A 14,181-nucleotide genomic window follows, 5' to 3' on the forward strand; every position below is an offset into this window, starting at 1 on the left:
GTTCCGTCAAACGTGTCGCCATCGGACAGTCGTGGAAGCGCTCCCATGACATCGTCGTTGACGCCGAGCACTCCGTACGAGCTGAGAGCATAGGGAGCCGATGGCAGGGAAAGGGAGGGGCACATGCCCGAGGGTGGGGCGTTCATATCCAAATCGACCGAAAGCGGGGCGGCGGGCGCGACGGTGAGGGCGGCCGTGAGCGGCGGGACGGCGGACACGCCGGCACAGCGCCCCACGGCCCCCCGTGCCGGCCTGCTGGTCACCTTCCTCCTCGGCGGCCTGACCGCCGTGACACCGCTGGCGATGGACATGTACCTCCCCGCCCTGCCGGAGGTCACCCGGTCCCTGCACGCGTCCGCCGCCACCGTCCAGCTCACCCTCACCGCCTGCCTGGCCGGCATGGCGCTCGGGCAGCTGGTGGTCGGCCCGATGAGCGACCGTTGGGGCCGCCGCCGCCCTCTGCTCATCGGCCTCGTGATCTACGTCGTCGCCACCGCGCTGTGCGCCTTCGCACCGACCGTCGAACTCCTCGTCGCCTGCCGGCTGGCGCAGGGCCTGGCGGGTGCGGCCGGCATCGTCATCGCGCGCGCCGTCGCCCGCGACCTGTACGACGGAGTGGCCCTGGCCCGCTTCTTCTCGACCCTCATGCTGATCTCCGGAGTCGCCCCGATCATGGCGCCGCTGATCGGCGGGCAGGTCCTGCGGGTCACGGACTGGCGGGGCGTGTTCGTCGTTCTCACCGTCCTCGGACTGCTCCTGACGGCCCTCGTCTGGGCGAAGCTGCCGGAGACGCTGGCTCCTGCCGACCGGCACGGCGGAGGCCTCGGCGAGACCCTCGGCTCGATGCGCCGGCTCCTCGCCGACCGGGCCTTCACCGGCTACATGCTCGCCGGTGGATTCGCCTTCGCGGCCCTCTTCGCCTATGTCGCGGCCTCCCCGTTCGTCATCCAGGAGATCTACGGGGCCTCCCCGCAGACGTTCAGCCTGCTGTTCGGGCTCAACTCGATCGGCCTGATGGTCATGGGGCAGGTCAACGGGAAGATCCTGGTCGGCAGGGTCAGGCTGGACACGGTGCTGGGCCTCGGGCTCACCGTCGTGGTCGTCGCCGCCACCGCGCTGCTGCTGATGTCGCTGGGCGTGTTCGGTGAAGCGGGCCTGGTGCCGGTGGCTGCCGCGCTCTTCGTGCTGATGTCCGCCATGGGCATCGTCATGCCCAACACCCAGACGCTCCCCCTGTTGCGCGCCCGGCACGCGGCCGGCTCCGCGTCGGCCCTGCTCGGCACGACGGCCTTCCTCGTCGGCGCGATCGCGTCCCCGCTGGTCGGGGTGGCCGGGGAGGACACGGCCGTCCCGATGGCCGTCGTCCAACTGGTCGCCGCCCTGGTGGCACTCGGCTGCTTCCTGGGAATGTGCCGTCCGTGGGACAGGCGGACGAGCGTGAAGGGCGGGGGCATCTGAGCGCGCCGCGACTGCGCCACGGCACACCGGAACGGGCCGGGCTCGACGCCGGGGAACTGCGGCACCTGCTCCGGGCGGTCCACGCCGGCACCGGTGGGCGGCGGCCCTGGGCGGCGGGGGCCGTGGTGGCCGTCGGGCGCGGCCCCGTGCTCGCCGTGCACGAGGCGTCGGGCTGGGCCGTGCGCTATGCCGCGTACGACGAGGAAACGGACACCCCGGTCGAACTGCCGCCGGACGAACGCGTCCCGATGACCGTGCACACGCCCTTCGACCTGGCATCCCTGACCAAGCTGTTCACCTCGGTGGCCGTGATGCAGCAGATCGAACGCGGCACGCTGGGCATCGACGCGCGCGTGGGCGCGTACCTCCCGGACTTCACGGCGGCGGCACGGCACGGCATCACCGTGCGCCAGCTGCTCACGCACACCTCAGGGCTGCGGCCCGAACTCCCGCTGTACGACTGCGCCGACGACGCGGAACGCCTCGCGCTGCTCCGCGCGGAACCCCCGGTCGGCGTGCCCGGCACGTACTGCTACTCCGACCTCAACATGCTGCTCCTCCAGCACGTGCTGGAACGCCTCACCCGCCGCACGCTCGACACCCTGGTCCGGGACGGCATCACCCGGCCGCTCGGCATGACCGCGACCGCCTTCGGGCCGTGCCCGTCCGCGGCGGCGACCGAGGACCAGCGGCGGCCGTGGGCCAAGGTGGGCCGGGGGATGCTGCGGGGCGAGGTGCACGACGAGAACGCGTGGGCGCTGGGCGGGGTGGCCGGCCACGCCGGGCTGTTCTCCACGGGCCGGGATCTGGCGGTCTTCTGCCGGACCCTGCTGGCGGGCGGCTCGTACGGGCCCGCCCGCATCCTCGGCGCCGACTTCGTGGACCTGCTGTTCACCCCGCCCGGCCTGGGATTCGCCCTGGACCAGCCGTGGTTCATGGGCGAGCTGTCCGGCCACGGCGCCGCGGGTCACACCGGTTTCACGGGCACGTCCCTGGTCCTCGACCGCGCCACGGACACGTACGTGATCCTCCTGGCCAACACCGTCCACCCCCGCCGCCCGGCGTCCCCGGACAGCAGACCGAGAGCGGAGGCGGCGACGCGGGTGGCGCGGGCGGTGCGGGGGAGGTGAGCGGAGGCCTCCTCCGGCCGGGGGCCGGGCTCGTGCCCCGGGCCCCGCTCGAATGCGCCAGTGATCGAATGGGTGGGCATCCCGGCGGCCGGCGCCCTCACGGCGTGGCCGTTGCGCCGGACGGTGCGGCACCGCGCGGCGAGCGCTGCCCGAGGAGAGGCGATCAGGGTTCCCCGCCTGCTCCGGCATCCCGCCCGTGAGGGGCGGTGGCTTCGCGGGCGGATGACCACCGGGCGGTCGCCCAGCCGTCAGCCGAGCCCGCTCACTGAGCCCCGTAGAATCGCCGGGTGAACGCCCCCGCCTCCTCCCCGCACACAGCCGAAACCCTGCGTTCCGCCCTCGCCGGGCTGCTCGACGGGCTCCCGGCGCGGCAGGCCGCACAGGCCGTCGAGCGGCTGATCGCCAACTACCGCGGGGCCACGCCCACGGAGGCCCCCATCCTGCGCGACCGCGCCGACGTGGCCGCGTACGCCGCCTACCGCATGCCCGCGACCTTCGAGGCGGTGCGCTCGGCGCTGGAGGCGTTCGCGGACGCCGTGCCCGGATGGACACCCGGCGACCACATCGACATCGGCGGCGGCACCGGCGCGGCGGCCTGGGCGGTGAGCGCGACCTGGGCCGGCGAGCGGCCCGTGACCGTCCTCGACTGGGCCGAACCCGCACTCGCGCTCGGCCGGGAGCTGGCCGCCGCGAACCCCGCCCTGCACCGCACCCGCTGGCACCGCTCTCGTATCGGATCGGCGCTCACCCTCGAGAGCACTGATCTCGTCACCGTCTCCTACGTCCTCAACGAGCTCACCGCCCCCGACCGCGCAACCCTCGTCGACGCGGCCGCCGGTGCCGCCCGGGCCGTCGTGATCGTCGAACCCGGCACCCCCGACGGCTACGCCCGCCTCATCGAGGCCCGCGACCGTCTGATCTCCGCCGGTTTCCACGTAGCCGCCCCCTGCCCGCACAGCGCCGCCTGCCCCATCGCCCCCGGGACGGACTGGTGCCACTTCTCCGCGCGGGTCAGCCGTTCCTCCCTGCACCGCCAGGTCAAGGGCGGGTCCCTCGCGTACGAGGACGAGAAGTTCAGCTACGTCGCCGCCACCCGCGCCCCGGTCGCCCCGGCCCCCGCCCGGGTCGTCCGCAAGCCGCAGATCCGCAAGGGCCAGGTCCTCCTCGACCTCTGCGAGAAGGACCCGTCCCTGCGCCGCACCACGGTCACCAAACGCCACGGGGACCTGTACCGGGCGGCCCGGGACACGGACTGGGGCGACCCCTGGCCGCCGGGCGACGACGTCTAACCGCCCGACTCCGCCCCGTTCCCCTCCTCCCGCTTCTCCTTCAGCTTGCGCAACAGCTCCCGCTTCTGTGCCTGCGGGTCGAGCCCGCCCCCGACGCGCCCACCGCGCCCGCCCCCGCGCAGCGCCTTGCGGCCGAGGTGCTGTCGGGTACCGCCGACGCCCAGCATGTTTCCGGCTCCGCCTCGAGTCATGGCGCGATCCCCTCTCATTGGCACGAGACGTATCGTCTCGCTATCGGACGCCTCCACTGTCCGGCGAGACGTACCGTCTTGTCAACCTGATAGATTCGAGCCATGGCCCCGAACCAGTCCGCCAGCCCGTCCTCCGGCCAGTCGGCCCCCGACGCCACCCGCCGCAGCGAGCGCTCCCGGCGGGCCATCTATGACGCCGCCCTCGCTCTGGTCGCCGAGGTCGGCTACCCGAAGACCACCATCGAGGGCATCGCCTCCCGCGCCGGCGTCGGCAAGCAGACGATCTACCGCTGGTGGTCGTCGAAGGCGGACGTACTCCTGGAGGCGTTCCTCGACCTGAGCGACCAGGCCGCCGAGGCGGCGGCCCGGGACACCGACCAGGCGGAGTACGGCATCCCGGACACCGGTGACCTCGCCGCCGACCTCAAGGCCGTCCTGCGCGCCACGGTCGACGAACTGCACGATCCCACCTTCGAGGCCCCCTCCCGCGCCCTGGCCGCCGAGGGCGTCGTCAACGAGGAACTCGGCCGCCGGTTCGTCGCCCGACTGCTGGAACCCCAGCTCCAGCTCTACGTCGACCGGCTGCGCTCGGCCCAGGAGGCCGGAGACGTCCGCGTGGACATCGATCCGCGCATCGCCCTGGAACTCTTCGTCTCCCCCCTCGCCCAGCGCTGGCTCCAGTACACGGCCCCGATCACCTACGACTACACCGACACCCTCGTCGACTACGCCCTGAACGGCCTCGCCCCCCGCTGACCCCGGGCTCCGTACGCCTCACCGTCCCAGCGCCGCACTCACCGCACCCGGCCCCCGCACCGGATGCCGTGACAACCGTCCCGGGGCGTCGGTGATGATGCCGTTGCAGCCGAGGGACAGGGCGCGGTCGCGCTGGGCCGGGGTGAGGACCGTGTGGGCCCAGACCCGGGGGATGCCGGAGCGCACCGCGCGGGTGAGGTCCGCGTCGCGGGCCTTGATGTCGACGTCGAGCAGGTCGACGAAGGAGCGCCAGCGTTCGGGGCGGTCGGTGCGCAGCTGGCGGGCCGAGCGCCACAGCTGGGTCAGCAGGCCCAGGCCGTGGACCCGGCGGGCGACCTCGGGGTCGTTGGTGTTCACGAACACCGAGCGGGTCAGACCGCGGGAGCGGATCAGCGCGGCCAGCCGGTCGAGGCCGCTCGGGTCCTTCGCCTCCAGCATCAGCACGATCCGCCCGCCGAAGCGGTCCAGCACCTCGGCCACCGTCGGCGGCCGCTCCGCACGCCAGCTCCCCGGCAGCCGGTCGCGCGGACGAAGCCGTACGCCCCGCCACTCACCGGCGTCCAGTCCGCGCACCTCGCCGCCCAGGTAGGTGGTGCGGTTCAGGGTCGCGTCATGGAAGACCACCGGCGTCCCGTCCCGGAGCACCCGGGTGTCGAAGTCCAGCACCCGCGCCGTACCGCGCCGGTACGCCGCCATCAGCCCCGACATGCTGTTCTCCGGCACCTCGCGGGCCCCGCCGCGATGGGCGACGTACGGAATGCGGGGCAGCGAGTCCACCGTCAGCGGCCCGGCGCCCCACTCCAGCGGCGGACCACCGGCGTGGCCGCCCGTGAGGGTCAGCGAGACCACGGAAGCCACGGCCGCCAGGCCCGTCGACGCGATCGATGTGACCATGCCGACCACGGTAGGGGCGGATATCCGCGCAAGCCGTGCAGTGACACCCGCTCCCCGCGTTCCCCGCGTTCCCCGCGTTCCCCGCGTCCCCGCGCTCCCCGCGTTCCCCGCGTTCCCCGCGCTCCCCGCGTGGAGGGCGTGGAGGGCGTCCCCTTCGTCCTGCCCGGCACCCCTCGTCCGTTCGGGTCATCCTCGTCCCACCTGCGCCGATTGTGGGCTCCAGCCCCCCGATGCGGACGGTCGTGGGACGATAGGGCATGCTGGAACGCAGGACGGCAAGGCGAGGAGATAGATGAGCGCGGAGTTCGGTGCCCGGAGCGGCCGGCAGGGCAGACTCTCCCAGTGGCTGCGCGGACGCCGCCCGAAGCCGGCCGCCGACGAGGGCGACCGTGAGGCCCTGCTGCTCGCCGCCGCCGACGCGGGACTGCCGCTCGCACCCGCCGCCCACCCCGCCACCGCATACGGCTGCTCCTGCGACCGCGTGGGCTGTCCCACCCCTGCCCGGCACCCGGTGTCCTTCGCCTGGCAGACGCAGTCCACCACCGACCGCGCGCAGATCGAGCGCTGGGCCCGCCACCAGCCGGGGGCCAACTTCATCACCGCGACCGGCATGGTGCACGACGTCCTCGACGTCCCCCTCGACGCCGGCCGTGAGGCGCTCACCCACCTGTCCGACGCCGGTGTCGAGGTCGGCCCCGTCGCCGAGAGCGACGACGGCCGTCTGCTGTTCTTCACCCTCACCCGCGGCACCCCCGAGGACGAGGACGAGTGGTGGCCGTGTGAGCTGGACTGCCACCCGGAGACCATGGACGAGCATCCCGGCCTGCGCTGGCACTGCCGCGGCTCCTACGTCCTCGTACCCCCCGCCCGCCTCCCCGACAACGGCGACGGCGACCGGTCGGTGCGCTGGGTACGCGGCCCGGAGCATCCGCTGCCGGACCCGCTCAGCCTGCTGGAGTTCCTCACCGACGCCTGCGCCCGTCACGTCGGCGACCACTCCGACCACGCGGGCTCGGCCTGGCCCTCGCGCCGCTGAGTCCGGCGGGACCCGGCCGGACGGACCGGACGGACCGGACGGACCGGACGGACCGGACGGCCGGACCTACTCGCCCTTCGCCGACGTCAGTCCCTGGATCCGCCCCAGGACCTCCACCTCGCCGTCGGCCGGATCCAGCGCCACTTCGTTGGAGACGAACTCCATCGTCAGCGACTGCCGGATCTCCCCGGTCGTCAGCGCCAGCACGTCCTTGTTGGGCGTCGGCACCGACGCCCCCGCCGCGGCCGTCTGCTTCTCGAAGTGGCGCGTGGTGAAGAACACCAGCGCCCCGCCGTCCTCCGTGCGCAGCGCCAGCGGAGCGTAGTCGCCGTTCGTCATCGGCTCGTCGATGTACTGCGTGGCCAGACCCGGCCGTTGCGACTTCTTCTCCCGCGCCGCCCGCCATCTGCTGGTGTGCGGGCCGTCCGCGAAGACGTCCCCGCCATCCTTGAGGAACGTCGCGTACCCCTGGCTCAACTCGCCCGGCGGGACCGCCACATCGGAGGAGTTCGCCGGCACGGCCTGTGCCCAGCCGTCCTTGTCCGTCTTGAACTCCGGTATGTCGTCCGGTGCCACCAGCGTCAGATAGGCCACTTCCCACGGCTCGTCCATCCCGTCCCGGGTGAACACCAGCAGCCAGCGCGCCTCGCCGCCCTTGTTGGCGTCCGCGTCCGCGAGGAACCAGCGCGGCCAGCCCGCCTTCGCGGGAATGGTGAACCTCGCGTCCGTCAGCTCCAGCGGCACATGCCTGGGGTTGCCCTCCGGACTGTTGGCCCGCCCGGCCTTCAGCCGCGCCCCGTCGATGTCGGCGAGGGCGCCGGTGGTGTGATCGGCGTCCAGGGAACCGTCGTACGCCTTGTCGGCCTCGTTGTACGCGGTGGTGAACTGCTCGAGCGCCTTGGCGGCTTCGGCGCGGGTGGTGGCCGGGAGCACCTCCCGCTCGCCGTGCACCACCACACAGCCGCTCGCCGTCAGCGACACGGCGGTCACCGAGGCCGCGATCAGCGCACTCCGGTCACGCCTGCGGTGCCTGCGGTGCCTTCGAAGGCCGAGATCCCTGCTCATCCGGTTCCTTCACCTTCCCCTTCCCGGAGGCGAACCCTACCGGGGCGAGGAACAGCGCGAGCGTCGGGACCAGGTACAGCAGCCACACCGTGACCTGGAGGACGGTCGGATCGGGCTGGAAGTTGAACACGCCCTTCAGCAGCGTGCCGTACCAACTGTCCGGCGGGATCGTGCCGCTGACGTCGAAGGCCAGGTTCGTCAGACCCGGCAGCCAGTCGGCCTCCTGCAGGTCGTGGACGCCGTACGCCAGCACACCCGCCGCCACGACGACCAGCAGGGCGCCGGTCCACGTGAAGAACCTGGCGAGGTTGATCCTCAGCGCGCCCCGGTAGAACAGCCAGCCGAGCAGCACCGCCGTCGCCAGCCCCAGTGCCACCCCGATCAGCGGACGCGGACTGCCGTCACCGGCCGCGTGCACCGACGCCCACACGAACAGGGCGGTCTCCAGGCCCTCCCGGCCCACCGCGAGGAACGCGGTCACGACCAGCGCGCCGGTGCCCATCGCGAGCGCGGCGTCCAGCTTGCCGTGCAGCTCGGCCTTCAGGTGCCGGGCGGTGCGCCGCATCCAGAACACCATCCACGTCACCAGGCACACCGCGAGGATCGACAGCGAACCGCCGAGCGCCTCCTGCGCCTCGAACGTCAGCTCCTGCGAGCCGAATTCGAGCGCGCAGCCGAACCCGAGCGCGAGGGCGACCGCGACCCCGATGCCGGCCCACACCGGCTTCAGCGCGTCCCGCCGCCCGGTCTTCACCAGATAGGCGATCAGGATGCAGACGACGAGACTGGCCTCCAGGCCCTCGCGCAGACCGATCAGATAGTTGGAGAACACGGCTCAGGCCTCCTCGGAGAACAGCGCCCGGCCCCACCAGTCGTGCTGGTCGCGGACGCCCGGCGGCACGGCGAAGAGCGCCGAACCCACGTGCTGGATGTACTCGTTGAGCGCGTCTCCGGCCAGATTGCGCTGGATGCGGATGAACCCGGTGCGCGGATCGCGCTGATACGCGAGGAAGAACAGCCCCGCGTCCAGCCGTCCGAGCCCGTCGGTGCCGTCGGTGAAGGAATAGCCCCGGCGCAGGATCGTCGCCCCGGCGTTGGTCTCGGGATGGGCCAGCCGCACATGGGAGTCGGGCTTCATCGCCTTCAGGAACGGCTTGTCGTGCTCCTTCGCCTTGCCGACCGGCGCGCCTTCGCCCTTGTCGCGGCCGAAGATGTCCTCCTGCTCCTGCAGCGAGGTACGGTCCCAGGTCTCGATGTGCATCCGGATCCGCCGGGCCACGAGATAGGAACCGCCCGCCATCCAGCCGGGCCCGTCCTTCTCGTGAACCCAGACGAACTTCTCGAGGCGGTCCTTCTCGGTCCCCGAGATGTTGCGGGTGCCGTCCTTGAAGCCGAACAGATTGCGCGGGGTCTGCGCGTCGGGCGTCGTCGACGACGTCTTGCCGAAGCCGAGCTGCGACCAGCGCACCACGACCCGGCCGAACCCGATACGGGCGAGATTGCGGATCGCGTGCACGGCGACCTGCGGATCGTCCGCGCACGCCTGCACACACAGGTCCCCGCCGCTGCGGTCGCGGTCGAGGTTGTCCCCGGCGAACTTCGGCAGCTCCACCAGAGCTTCGGGACGCCGCCCGGCCAGATCGAACCTCCCGAACAGCGACGGGCCGAAGCCGATCGTCAGCGTCAGCCGGGACGGCTTGAGGTCCAGCGCCTCACCGGTGTCGTCCGGCGGCGCTTCCGCCAGTCCGCCGTACGCGCCCTCGCCGACCGCATGACCGGCGGTCATCCGGCGCGCGGCCTCCGTCCACTCCTTCAGCAGCTCGACGAGTTCGGCCCGGTCGTCGGTCGTCACGTCGAACGCGGCGAAGTGCAGCCGGTCCTGCACCGGTGTCGCGATGCCCGCCTGGTGCGTGCCGTGGAACTCCACCGCCGCACCCGCGCCCGACTCCGGTTCGTCCCCGGTACGGGCCGCCGCCACCGCACCGCCGGCCGCGGCGGCACCGAGCGCGAGCCCGGCCCCGCCCCAGCCGAGCAGCGCACGCCGCGAGGGTGCCCGAGTGCTGTCGTCCGTCATCACCCCGGCCCGCCCCTACTTCACCACGGCCGCGGCGAGCTGCGACAGCGGCTCCGCGAGCGCGTTGACGGCGTCCGACAGCTCCTTGCGGTCCCCCTTGCCGACCTTGTCGTACGGGGTGAAGTCGTACGACGTCGCGTCGGGCCGGTACCGGTCGAGCAGCGTGTTCAGTGCCGCGAACTGCTTGTCGAGCGTCTTCACCAGCGCCGGGTCGTTCTCCCCGGCGACCGGCTTGAGCAGCGCGTACGACTTCTCGGCGCCCTCCACATTGGCCTTGAAGTCGACCAGGTCGGTGTGCGAGTAGCGCTCCTCCTCGCCGGTGACCTTGCCGGTGGCGACCTCGTCGAGGAGTTCCTTGGCGCCGTTGGCCATGGACGTCGGGGTGATCTCGGCCTTGCCGACCCGCTTCTGCCAGTCCTTCAGGTCGGTGATCAGGCGGCCGGCGAGCTCCTTCTCCCGGTCGCCGATCTTCTCGTCCTGCCAGAGCGCCTTCTCCAGGCGGTGCCAGCCGGTCCAGTCGGTGGCCGGGTCCTGGCCGTCCTCCAGACCGTCCTCACGGACGTCGACCTTGGGGTCGATGTCGCCGAAGGACTCGGCGACCGGCTCGGTGCGTTCCCAGCCGATGCGCGAGGGCGCGTACGCCTTCTTCGCGGCCTCGACATCGCCGGCCTCGACGGCCTTGGCGAACTCCTCCGCCTTCGGCAGCGTCTCGTCCGCCTGCACCTGCACGTACGCGCGGTAGGCGGCCACCGCCTTGTCCAGACGCGGGTCGCGCTTCACGGCCTTGCCGCCGGTGGCCTTGACGTCCTGGCGTATGCCCTTGCCGCGCATGCCCGGCTTGCAGGCGATCTGGTAGTCGCCGGCCTTCACCTCGGCGGTGACGCGCTGCTTGGTGCCGGGGCCGATGTTCTCCCGCTCGGTGACCACCCGGTCGTCGGGGAAGAGGATGTAGACCTCGGTGACCTTGGAACCCTTGTTCTCGATGGCGAGTTCGACGTGCCCGGCCGGGAACTCCTTCTTCGACACCTCGCACGTGTCGTCGGTGGCCGTCACGGTGACGACCCCTTCGCCGTCCCCGCTGCCCTTCTCGGTGCAGCCGCTGACGGCGACGAGAGCCGCCGCGGTGGCGACAGCGGTGACGAGGGAGAGTCTGGCGGGTCCGGCGGATCGCATGAAGGCTCCAGTGTGGCCGAATTATTGCACAATCAACTTCACGTAAAGAAGGTGAGGCTCACCTAACATACCGGGGTATCGGCCGACTGATACCTGAGGATTCGGTGATCCACCTCTCATGGACGGTGTATGAGCACGGAGAGGTCACGGTGACTCAAAACAGATGCCATGGTCAGGTCAAGCGGCGGTCAGGCAGGGTCAAGCAGAGGTCAACCGTCCCGGTCGGGAAGGACCGGTACCGCCCCCGTTCGCGGAGTGGTGTGGCCACAGCACGGCCGGCTCGTCCTCCGGCTCCGTGCGCCGGTGATCACCGGTGACGCGGACTGTGCGGACTGCGCGGACTGCCCCGCCGGCGCTACCACGAGCTGTGCCCGGCGTACTAGCGTCCGCAGAGTGAACGACAGCGTGTACGTGGGCAAGGCCGGCAAGGACGCGGCGCTGGACCGGGGCTGGCTCCTCGGGCACTTCAAGGACGTCGGGGATCCGCGTCACAGCGAGGCGGTGGAGATCAAATGGGGTGTCCACCCCCGTGGCGAGGAGCGAGCGCAGTGGGTGAAGGGCGAGGAGCGCACCGCTCTCCTGGTCCTCATCAGCGGCCGATTCCGGGTCGAACTCCCCGGCCGCAGCGTCCTTCTGGAGGAACAGGGCGACTACGTCGTGTGGGGCCGGGGAGTCGACCATTCGTGGTGCGCGGAGGAGGAGTCGGTGGTGCTGACCGTCCGGTGGCCGTCGGTATCCGGCTACGCGGTGGCGGAGTAACGGGATCGGTGGTTCACCGCTCCTGGGACTCGGCGGTCCCGGCGGCCCCGGTGGCGCACAGGGCGTCGAGGATCCTGGCGTACCTCCCGGCCCGCTCCGGGTGTCTTTCCGCGCCCGCCCGCGCGTCTGCCATGGCCTTCGCCGTGGCGTCGGCGCCGCGGTCGAGCAGCAGGCGCACCGCCTCCACCTGACCGAAGGACACCGTCCACTCCAGGGGCGACCTGCCCTTGAAGTCCCTGTCCTCGATGTCCGCTCCACGGTCCAGCAGCAGTTCCACGACGTCCGTGTGCCCGAGGGTCGCCGCGAGCACCAGGGGCACATAGGGGATTCCCCCCGCCCGGGCCGCCGTCGACACTCCGGCGTCGATCAGCACCTCCGCGACCGCCACGCGGCCGAACATCGCCGCCTCGGCCATCGGTGTCAGTTCGTGATAGGGCCCCGCGTTCCCCTCGGCGTCGGCACCCGCGCCGAGCAGCAACCGCACGACGTCCGCGTGTCCTTCCTGCACCGCCAGATCAAGGGCCGTCCGCCCCTCCCGGTTGACCGCGTCCACGCCGATCCCGGACTCCAGCAGCCGTGTCACCAGCGCCGGGTCGTTGTCCTGCGCCGCCCGGGGCAGTTCGTCCGATCTCTCCCTGGGTTCTGTCACGGGCTGATCATGCGGCTTCGGCGCCCAGTACGTCACCCGGTTTCGCCGCGCACATGTACGGCGCGTTGCCCGGAGGTTCGGACGGAGACCGGCGGTCCCGCCCATTACTCGACGGGACCCTCGCCGAACGCCTGAGGGATGGGCGGACGACGGTCACGATGGTTCCGTCGGATCGAGGACTGTCGGGTACCCGTGGGCCTCATGACCTGGGCGACCCGGCCGCCCGCACGATGCTTGAATGCCCCCGTGACTGACTACGACGTGCTGCGCGTCTTCTGCGGACCCCGCGGCGGGTACGGCAATGAACTGGGTGTCGTCCGCGACGGCTCCGTGATGCCCGAGCGGGAGGAACGGCAGGAGTTCGCCGCGAAACTCGGGTTCAGTGAGACCGTGTTCGTCGACGACCCCGAGCGCGGGGTGATCGACATCTACACGCCCACCTTGCGGCTGCCTTTCGCCGGCCACCCCTGCGTCGGTGCGGCCTGGCTGATCGACGTGCCCGAACTCGTCGTCCCCGCCGGGGTGGTGGGGGCCCGGCAGGACGGGGAGTTCTGCTGGATCGAGGCGCGGGCGGAGTGGGTGCCGCCGCGCACCCTGCGCCAGTACGCCTCCGCCGCCGAGGTCGACGACCTGCCCGTGCCGCCGAAGGGGGAGTGGGTCTACGCCTGGGCCTGGCTGGACGAGCCGGCCGGCCGGATCCGCGCCCGTGCCTTCCCCGGCCGGGACGACGGCATCGACGAGGACGAGGCGACCGGCGCGGCGGCCATCCTCCTCACCGACCGGCTGGGCCGGGCCCTGAACATCACCCAGGGCACGGGCTCCCAGATCCTCACCGCCCCGCAGCCGGAGGGCTGGACGGAGATCGGCGGCCGGGTCTACCTGGAGCGGTGAGCGGGAGGAACCCGGCCCCCGGGTCCGTCACTTGGACATGATGAAGTCCAGCGCGCCGCCGGAAGCAGTCGTCCAGTAGGTGACGAGCTGGCCGTCGTCCGCGTACAGCGTCTCGGCGGGCATGGGAACGTCGATCGGCTCGCTCGCGGTGGTGCCGAGTCCGTGGCCGTGGAGCGTGAGCGTGATGGTCTTCGCCTCGTACTCGTCCATCTGGCCCCCGCTGACGAGCAGAGCGGCGTAGGCCTCCTCGGCCGGAGCGATGACGACGGGCGCGTCCGGGTCCGGGTCGCTGTTCTTGATCACGGGGGTGTTGCCCTGGGCGTCACCGATCATGACGTGGGGGTAGTGGTGGAGCGCGCACTTCTTCTCACCGGTGTTCTGCACGGTGAGGAGCAGGTGCCTGGCCTGCTTGCTGCTCGCCGGCTCCCGCTCGGAGGAGACCGCGAGGTGATCCCCGGTGCAGGCCGCGACTGTGCCGGACCCGCCGTTCTCGCCGTTCGCGTCGCTCGCGTCGTTCGCGTCGTGGTCGTCCGGCTTGTGCGAAGCCGTCTTACCCGGCTTCGCGGCGCCCGGCCGGTGCGAGGAACCGGACTTGTCCGAGCCGCCCGACGTCGGCTGGCACGCGGTGGCCGCGAGCAGGGCGGTGACGACGGCCACCCCGACGACGTACGGCCGCCGGCCTCTGGAGTTCTCGCGGTGCTTGCGGGCAGTGGTGTCCATGGTGTTCCCCCGTGATCGGTCGTGGGCGGCCGCTCACGAATCCCGGCCGCAGACAGAGTTTGCGCCGGATTCCGCCCCGACAACCGCGACCCACCG

At 72.0% G+C, this 14,181-nt stretch carries 15 protein-coding genes; 7 read left to right on the plus strand and 8 right to left on the minus strand.

Features of this window, described 5'->3' with window-relative positions:
* Positions 1-123 precede the first annotated feature (123 nt).
* From ACZ5C2_RS04370 to ACZ5C2_RS04380, 3 genes are all read left to right on the plus strand, one after another.
* A complete protein-coding gene (locus ACZ5C2_RS04370) occupies positions 124-1,458 on the plus strand; it encodes a multidrug effflux MFS transporter (RefSeq protein WP_468786386.1) in 1,335 nt (444 codons plus the stop codon).
* Positions 1,410-2,588, plus strand: a complete 1,179-nt coding sequence (locus ACZ5C2_RS04375; RefSeq protein WP_468786388.1) for a serine hydrolase domain-containing protein — start codon at positions 1,410-1,412, stop codon at positions 2,586-2,588. The genes ACZ5C2_RS04370 and ACZ5C2_RS04375 overlap by 49 nt, the downstream gene beginning before the upstream one ends.
* 287 nt (positions 2,589-2,875) lie before the next feature.
* Positions 2,876-3,877 carry a small ribosomal subunit Rsm22 family protein gene (locus ACZ5C2_RS04380; RefSeq protein WP_468786390.1) on the plus strand — a complete coding sequence of 334 codons (1,002 nt, stop codon included), beginning with the start codon at positions 2,876-2,878 and terminating at the stop codon, positions 3,875-3,877.
* Here ACZ5C2_RS04380 and ACZ5C2_RS04385 read toward each other — a convergent pair.
* Positions 3,874-4,068 (minus strand): DUF6243 family protein, encoded by a 195-nt coding sequence (locus ACZ5C2_RS04385; protein ID WP_468786392.1) that lies wholly within the window; start codon positions 4,066-4,068, stop codon positions 3,874-3,876. The genes ACZ5C2_RS04380 and ACZ5C2_RS04385 overlap by 4 nt on opposite strands.
* Positions 4,069-4,170: 102 nt before the next feature.
* Between ACZ5C2_RS04385 and ACZ5C2_RS04390 the strand changes: the two genes are divergently transcribed.
* A complete protein-coding gene (locus ACZ5C2_RS04390; protein WP_468786394.1) occupies positions 4,171-4,824 on the plus strand; it encodes a TetR/AcrR family transcriptional regulator in 654 nt (217 codons plus the stop codon).
* A gap of 18 nt (positions 4,825-4,842) precedes the next feature.
* Here ACZ5C2_RS04390 and ACZ5C2_RS04395 read toward each other — a convergent pair whose 3' ends face one another.
* On the minus strand, positions 4,843-5,718 hold the full coding sequence (locus ACZ5C2_RS04395) for a glycerophosphodiester phosphodiesterase (RefSeq protein WP_468786396.1): 876 nt from the start codon (positions 5,716-5,718) through the stop codon (positions 4,843-4,845).
* A 292-nt stretch (positions 5,719-6,010) separates the two neighbouring features.
* On the opposite strand from ACZ5C2_RS04395, the gene ACZ5C2_RS04400 reads away from it, so the two are divergent.
* A complete protein-coding gene (locus tag ACZ5C2_RS04400; RefSeq protein WP_468786398.1) occupies positions 6,011-6,754 on the plus strand; it encodes a bifunctional DNA primase/polymerase in 744 nt (247 codons plus the stop codon).
* A 66-nt stretch (positions 6,755-6,820) separates the two neighbouring features.
* Here the strand turns inward: ACZ5C2_RS04400 and ACZ5C2_RS04405 are convergent, their stop codons facing one another.
* The 4 genes from ACZ5C2_RS04405 to efeO are packed head-to-tail and all read right to left on the minus strand — an operon-like array spanning position 6,821 to position 11,066.
* Complete coding sequence (locus ACZ5C2_RS04405; RefSeq protein ID WP_468786400.1) at positions 6,821-7,819, minus strand: SCO2278 family lipoprotein; 999 nt, start codon at positions 7,817-7,819, stop codon at positions 6,821-6,823.
* Positions 7,770-8,651: an iron uptake transporter permease EfeU gene (efeU, locus tag ACZ5C2_RS04410; RefSeq protein ID WP_468786402.1), complete on the minus strand. Its 882-nt coding sequence runs from the start codon at positions 8,649-8,651 to the stop codon at positions 7,770-7,772. The genes ACZ5C2_RS04405 and efeU overlap by 50 nt, the downstream gene beginning before the upstream one ends.
* Before the next feature lie 3 nt (positions 8,652-8,654).
* A complete protein-coding gene (gene efeB, locus ACZ5C2_RS04415; protein WP_468786404.1) occupies positions 8,655-9,893 on the minus strand; it encodes an iron uptake transporter deferrochelatase/peroxidase subunit in 1,239 nt (412 codons plus the stop codon).
* Between the two features lie 15 nt (positions 9,894-9,908).
* On the minus strand, positions 9,909-11,066 hold the full coding sequence (efeO, locus tag ACZ5C2_RS04420) for an iron uptake system protein EfeO (RefSeq protein ID WP_468786406.1): 1,158 nt from the start codon (positions 11,064-11,066) through the stop codon (positions 9,909-9,911).
* A gap of 393 nt (positions 11,067-11,459) precedes the next feature.
* Between efeO and ACZ5C2_RS04425 the strand changes: the two genes are divergently transcribed.
* Positions 11,460-11,825: a cupin domain-containing protein gene (locus ACZ5C2_RS04425; RefSeq protein WP_468786408.1), complete on the plus strand. Its 366-nt coding sequence runs from the start codon at positions 11,460-11,462 to the stop codon at positions 11,823-11,825.
* Between the two features lie 13 nt (positions 11,826-11,838).
* Here the strand turns inward: ACZ5C2_RS04425 and ACZ5C2_RS04430 are convergent, their stop codons facing one another.
* Positions 11,839-12,474 (minus strand): ankyrin repeat domain-containing protein, encoded by a 636-nt coding sequence (locus tag ACZ5C2_RS04430; RefSeq protein WP_468786410.1) that lies wholly within the window; start codon positions 12,472-12,474, stop codon positions 11,839-11,841.
* Between the two features lie 246 nt (positions 12,475-12,720).
* Between ACZ5C2_RS04430 and ACZ5C2_RS04435 the strand changes: the two genes are divergently transcribed.
* Entirely contained in the window at positions 12,721-13,365 is a 645-nt protein-coding gene (locus ACZ5C2_RS04435) for a PhzF family phenazine biosynthesis protein (protein WP_468786412.1), read from the plus strand.
* A 27-nt stretch (positions 13,366-13,392) separates the two neighbouring features.
* Here the strand turns inward: ACZ5C2_RS04435 and ACZ5C2_RS04440 are convergent, their stop codons facing one another.
* Entirely contained in the window at positions 13,393-14,085 is a 693-nt protein-coding gene (locus tag ACZ5C2_RS04440) for a DUF4232 domain-containing protein (RefSeq protein ID WP_468786414.1), read from the minus strand.
* Between the last annotated feature and the right edge of the window lie 96 nt (positions 14,086-14,181).

It is taken from the genome of Streptomyces sp. NPDC031365, assembly GCF_055569765.1.

Bases quoted from the DNA above. Each gene is read 5' to 3' on its own strand.
- ACZ5C2_RS04440 (WP_468786414.1), bottom strand. From the start codon at position 14,085: ATGGACACCACTGCCCGCAAGCACCGCGAGAACTCCAGAGGCCGGCGG.
- ACZ5C2_RS04400 (WP_468786398.1), top strand. From the start codon at position 6,011: ATGAGCGCGGAGTTCGGTGCCCGGAGCGGCCGGCAGGGCAGACTCTCC.
- ACZ5C2_RS04405 (WP_468786400.1), bottom strand. From the start codon at position 7,819: ATGAGCAGGGATCTCGGCCTTCGAAGGCACCGCAGGCACCGCAGGCGT.
- ACZ5C2_RS04370 (WP_468786386.1), top strand. From the start codon at position 124: ATGCCCGAGGGTGGGGCGTTCATATCCAAATCGACCGAAAGCGGGGCG.
- ACZ5C2_RS04395 (WP_468786396.1), bottom strand. From the start codon at position 5,718: ATGGTCACATCGATCGCGTCGACGGGCCTGGCGGCCGTGGCTTCCGTG.
- ACZ5C2_RS04390 (WP_468786394.1), top strand. From the start codon at position 4,171: ATGGCCCCGAACCAGTCCGCCAGCCCGTCCTCCGGCCAGTCGGCCCCC.
- efeO (WP_468786406.1), bottom strand. From the start codon at position 11,066: ATGCGATCCGCCGGACCCGCCAGACTCTCCCTCGTCACCGCTGTCGCC.
- ACZ5C2_RS04385 (WP_468786392.1), bottom strand. From the start codon at position 4,068: ATGACTCGAGGCGGAGCCGGAAACATGCTGGGCGTCGGCGGTACCCGA.
- efeB (WP_468786404.1), bottom strand. From the start codon at position 9,893: ATGACGGACGACAGCACTCGGGCACCCTCGCGGCGTGCGCTGCTCGGC.